Source organism: Xenorhabdus khoisanae (genome assembly GCF_001037465.1).
Lineage (GTDB): Bacteria > Pseudomonadota > Gammaproteobacteria > Enterobacterales > Enterobacteriaceae > Xenorhabdus > Xenorhabdus khoisanae.
Genome location: NZ_LFCV01000136.1, coordinates 1 through 5,560, shown reverse-complemented (window position 1 = coordinate 5,560; position 5,560 = coordinate 1). Strand labels below are relative to the sequence as shown.

The window sequence follows — 5,560 nt, the reverse complement described above, 5'->3', positions numbered from 1 at the left end:
GTTTTAAATAGGTAGAGATTACATAAAGGCAGAGAATTCCTCTCTGTTTTAGGCGGGATGATTGTAAAAGATCAAATTATTTTAAGAATAAAAAGATTGAAAAAAGTGGTGAAAAAAGACACGTATTCTATGCGGGAAATGGCAATAAAAACAAATTTATTTAATTATTCTATAACATTTTTCAGGGGGGTGTGGGTACAAGGCATTGGCTGCTATTTATAAATAGCAGCCATATAATTTTACTGGTGAATATTATCGTTATCACCATACAAGGATGGCATACCTTCGGGACGTGTCTTAAAGCGGCGGTGTAACCACATGTATTGATCAGGTGCCTGCATGATCTCTTTTTCAATCACCTTATTCATGAACGCAGCAGCCTCTACTTCATCTTTGAGAGGGAAATTTTCTACAGCGGGTTGAATAATTAATTCATAACCTTTCCCATCGGGTAGTCTGCGAGGAGTAAAAGGGAGCAATGCCGGATTGGACAAACGGACGAGAATTGAGGTTCCAGTCGTCGTTGCCGCATGTTCAACAGCGAATAGCGGGGCGAATACGCTGTTACGTGGGCCGTAATCATGATCAGGCGCATACCAGACAATTTCACCGTTTTTCAGGCAGCGGATCATACCCTTCACATCTTTTCTATCTAACATGTATTTATTAGATCGGAGCCGTCCCCATGTTTGTAGCCAATCCATAACAGGATTGTCATTTGGGCGATACACACCAATCCCCGGATTCAACATGCCAAAGATACGCGCTCCTAATTCCAGGGTCAGAAAATGCACTCCAATAACGATAATTCCTTGGCCTTTGGATTGCACTTTTTGAATATTTTCCCGTCCAGTGATGTTGAACCAGCGCCTGATTCTCCAGTCAGGCCAGAACCAAGCCATTCCTGTTTCAAACAAACCCATGCCAACAGATTCAAAATTTTTTACCAGCCATTCATGCCGTTTTTCTGGAGGCATATCAGGGAAACAAAGAGCCAAGTTGCGTTCAGCGACTTTGGCGCGCTTTTTCAAAAAACGTTGTGATAGCCGACCGAGCCGGGTTCCTATCCAGTAAATCGCTGGGTAAGGGAGTAAAACCAATAAATAAAGTATGCCGATACCTAACCAAGTCAGCCAGTAACGGGGATGTAAAAATGAACGACGAAAAGGAGGTGCTTGTATCATGTGTTTTCAGTGTATTATTTGTCATTTTGAATTGAAGCTGTGTCCAAAATCTTCACATATTTCATCGTTAGTGAACGACTTGTACGCTCAGTCTTTTATACCCGTCGTCTTTCGAGTTGCCGCTATGTTGGCTGCATCTTGAAATCCATAGGGTATAGGTACAACTTGTGTTCAAATTATCTGCAACAATAGACGCCTATTGAGTAGGCTCTAAGAGTCATTTTGGGGCATTAATTACCTAATTAGGCGATAAATTGTTCGATTACCGCGCCTGCTTGACAGCATGTTACCATGCGACAGTCGTGTTATGACCATCCTTTGTATGGTATTGGCATGATTATGCTATTCCCGTATACGATATTCAAATATTTGCTATACACTGTCAGAACACAAATCACTGTCCGCTAAAGTGCATTTTCGCTATGATATTCGGCCATCAGTGGGGCAACCATTGAAGTTTTTATTTTTTTGTAATCGAAATTCAGGAAAGTACACCATGCAAGTGTTACATAACCGTATTTCTAATAAAGAGCTGAAAGAACGTATGTTGGCTGAAACCGAGCCGCGCACGACCATCTCTTTTTATAAATATTTTACCATTTCCGAACCACAGGCTTTTCGCGACAGCCTGTATCAAAAATTTACTGAACTATCTGTCTTTGGTCGGGTTTATATCGCCAAAGAAGGTATCAATGCTCAAATTAGTGTACCTTCCAGTAACGTTGATGCTTTGAAAACATTATTGGATGATACTGATCCTGCATTGCGTAACCTGCGCCTGAATATTGCTCTGGAAGATGACGGTAAATCATTCTGGGTATTGCGTATGAAATTGCGTGAACGCGTTGTTGCTGATGGTATTGAAGATGAAACTTTTGATCCATCAAAAACAGGCGAATATCTCAAAGCGGCTGAAGTGAACCAAATGCTGGATGATCCTGATACCGTCTTTGTCGATATGCGTAACCACTACGAATATGAAGTAGGGCATTTCGAAAACGCAATTGAAATTCCTTCTGATACGTTTCGTGAACAGCTGCCAATGGCAGTAGACATGCTGAAAGACAATAAAGATAAAAATATAGTTATGTACTGCACGGGCGGAATTCGCTGTGAAAAAGCGAGTGCTTATATGCTGCATAATGGTTTTAACAAAGTCTATCATGTAGAAGGTGGCATTATTGAATATGCCCGCAAAGCGAAAGAAAAAGGGCTGCCAATTCGCTTTATTGGGAAGAACTTTGTCTTTGATGAGCGTATGGGCGAACGCATTTCTGAAGAGGTCATTGCGCACTGCCACCAGTGTGGAGCGACATGTGATAGCCATACTAATTGCAAGAACGATGGTTGCCACTTGTTGTTTATCCAGTGCCCATCTTGTGCAGAGCGTTTCGAAGGTTGTTGCAGCGATGCTTGTAGTGAAGAAATGAAACTACCAGAAAACGAACAACGTGCTCGTCGGGCAGGAAGAGAGAATGGGGCTAAAATTTTTAATAAGTCCCGCTATCGTTTAAATGATGGTTTGAATATTACATCATTGCAATCTATTAAGTGATGTATACCCGCCGTCTTTCAAGTTGCAACTTTGTTGGTTGCAACTTGAAGTCGATGGGGCATAAATATTCTTTAACTAGTTAGCCTACAGCACTGATGAATTAGCCTAAATAATCAAATATCATTTAGGCTAAAGAAATTTATTTAAATGACTTAACATAAATATTTAAATATATTGTAAATAAAAAGTAACTCTATTTTGTTAGAAACACCCGTTTTTTCTATAATATGCCTTTTGTGAGAATAGACTGTACTATTACTGACTTTTAGTATTTGGGCGATTTTATGAGTGTTGGTTTCTAACATCCAATAATAGATGACACGATTTTCCTGATGGCTAAAAATAGAGCTGTGAATATTGAAATGAGAGAAATAACGTCGAATATCAAATGATGTCATTTTCTTTAGGCGATTAAGTAACATCATCAGATTTTTTTTCGATAAGATAAAATCGTTATTTGTCAATTGGATAGGTGTTTTTCCAAAAGGATAGGGTTTGTCAATATAAGTATAAATACGTGTTTCATTAACTAATGAAATAAATAATTTCAGTTGTTCACAATATTCACTGTAGTGACCATAGCTTGTTAAATTCGCCAAAATAACATCCGGAGAAAAGAACGGCAGGATATTGATAGCATCTTGAATTGATGTCGCTTCTTTAAGAAAAATATTCGTATTTTCTTTTAGAAATGCAATAATTCCTAAGCGTGTATAATGGCATTCCTCAATGACTAATAATTTCATTACTTGAACATCCTTGTTCTACTATGGTTATTTAAAGATTGGTTATTTTAAAAAATGGGTTATTTAGAAAATTAGTTTAACAATTAAGCTATTCATGGATGAATACGGTCGTATAATACAGGATTATAAAGAATAGTGAACTAGATGGATAATTTTGTTGGTTAATATTTGTTCGGTTGTCTATTTTGGACACTCAGTACATTGAGTGCCCAAATGGGTTGAAGGAAAGTGTCTAAATTCATTGTTAATGTTTAATATGATCGAGTTGACTGTATTCTGATGCTTCTATTTTTTCAATTCCGGCTTGTAAAATGAGGATAAGTTGTTTGGCCACCCGTGTTGTTAACCACAATGTTTTGTCAACGCTAACATTCTCTGGATTTTGGTCTTGGGAGGATGCGTAATGAAGACGTATCATCATGGCATCATAGGCATCAACGGTGCTGATATCCCAGCCAACAACAGGATGAGTTTGAATTATTTCATTTTTATTGTCCATATAACCTCCTAATCAGACTACAGCATCATTATTGATATAAATGACTAAGAGCAAAAACACCCATCTAGGATGAGCAAATAGCAGTATAAACTTTTTTGCCAATCTAAGAAGTGAAAAGAGCGGAATTTTTTCATCATTACTGATGAGAATGATTATAAGTTATTCGATTTTTCTTATAAAACAGATAATTGTGCGGAAATAAAGGACAATTTCCGCACGGTCAGAAGTAAAAAAATTACTCACATAAGTTAACATCCCATCCGGCATCTTCCCCGGCAAGGAATGGAATCAGCTTTTCATCACCGCACTGAACATACTCAACAACAGAAGTCGGCTTACGTATCAGTTCGATAAAACCGTCATTAACTGGCAGATCATAAAATGCTGGGCCATTTAAGGAACAGAAAGATTCAAAATGTTCCATGGCTCCAATTTCTTCAAAAACAGTGGCATAGGCAGCCAGAGCGGTAGGAGCATTGAAAACTCCGGCGCAACCACAAGATGATTCTTTGCGGTGTAGTACATGGGGGGCTGAATCTGTTCCCAAGAAGAAGCGATTACAACCACTGGCAACTGCTGCCCTCAATGCTTCTTGATGAACGTTGCGTTTTAGTACTGGTAAGCAGTAAAGGTGGGGGCGAATACCACCAACTAGCATATGGTTGCGGTTGAACATCAAATGCTGTGGTGTCAGAGTAGCACCTAATTTATCGTTGCCTTCAAGAACGTATTCTGCGGCTTCTTTAGTTGTAATATGCTCAAAAACAACTTTTAGCCCAGAGAACTGCCTGCGTAATGGTTCCATCACTTGTTCGATAAATCGTGCTTCACGATCAAAAATATCGATATGGGAAGCGGTGACTTCACCATGAATCAGCAGGGGCATGCCTATTTTTTCCATGGTTTCCAATAATGGGTAGATCTTTTTGATATCAGAAACACCGTGGCTGGAATTTGTTGTTGCATTGGCGGGATAAAGTTTACAGGCGGTGAAAATGCCTTCTTTATAGCCCGTTTCAATTTGCATGCTGTCTGTTGAATCAGTCAGATAACAGGTCATAAGAGGTTGGAAATCGTGATCTGATGGAATAGCTGCGATTATCCGCTCTTTATAGGCTTTGGCGCTGGCAACATCTGTCACTGGAGGGACAAGGTTGGGCATGACGATAGCTCGGCCAAAGAAACGGCTGGTATGGGGGACGATAGTTTTTAGCATATCACCATCGCGGAAATGGACGTGCCAGTCGTCAGGGCGGCGGATTTTAATTGTGTATGATTCAGTGGTCATGGAACCGGCTCCAGAATAAAGGTGAAAAAGTGATGGATGCTGATGCAGCATTCCTTAAAGCCGGAGGAGAATGATAAAACGAAAATAGCTAAATAGCTATTATTGAATGATAAAATCCTGTGAATTTTGAAATATTAGAATTTTAATTTTATGTTTGTTAGGGTATTCAGAGGAAATGTATCGTATCAAAAAAGGAAAAAATAGAAGTAACAACACGAGGGTGAATTGAATTTGGCTCCTCCAGCTGGACTCGAACCAGCGACATACGGATTAACAGTCCGCCGTTCT

5 protein-coding genes are annotated in these 5,560 nt (G+C 39.3%); 1 reads left to right on the top strand and 4 read right to left on the bottom strand.

Translation table 11 applies throughout. The features are described from left to right. Positions 1-239: 239 nt before the first annotated feature. A complete protein-coding gene (locus AB204_RS17265; RefSeq protein ID WP_047964620.1) occupies positions 240-1,184 on the bottom strand; it encodes a Kdo(2)-lipid IV(A) acyltransferase in 945 nt (314 codons plus the stop codon). A 496-nt stretch (positions 1,185-1,680) separates the two neighbouring features. On the opposite strand from AB204_RS17265, the gene trhO reads away from it, so the two are divergent. Further along, positions 1,681-2,739 (top strand): oxygen-dependent tRNA uridine(34) hydroxylase TrhO, encoded by a 1,059-nt coding sequence (trhO, locus tag AB204_RS17260; protein ID WP_047964619.1) that lies wholly within the window; start codon positions 1,681-1,683, stop codon positions 2,737-2,739. Between the two features lie 152 nt (positions 2,740-2,891). On the opposite strand, the gene AB204_RS17255 is transcribed toward trhO, so the two are convergent. The 3 genes from AB204_RS17255 to pyrC all read right to left on the bottom strand — a co-directional run bounded on the left by AB204_RS17255 (position 2,892) and on the right by pyrC (position 5,272). After that, positions 2,892-3,485, bottom strand: a complete 594-nt coding sequence (locus tag AB204_RS17255) for a response regulator transcription factor (RefSeq protein ID WP_047964618.1) — start codon at positions 3,483-3,485, stop codon at positions 2,892-2,894. Positions 3,486-3,729: 244 nt separating this feature from the next. Next, positions 3,730-3,984: a biofilm formation regulator BssS gene (gene bssS / locus AB204_RS17250; protein ID WP_047964617.1), complete on the bottom strand. Its 255-nt coding sequence runs from the start codon at positions 3,982-3,984 to the stop codon at positions 3,730-3,732. Positions 3,985-4,219: 235 nt separating this feature from the next. Beyond that, on the bottom strand, positions 4,220-5,272 hold the full coding sequence (pyrC, locus tag AB204_RS17245) for a dihydroorotase (protein ID WP_047964616.1): 1,053 nt from the start codon (positions 5,270-5,272) through the stop codon (positions 4,220-4,222). Positions 5,273-5,560: the final 288 nt, after the last annotated feature.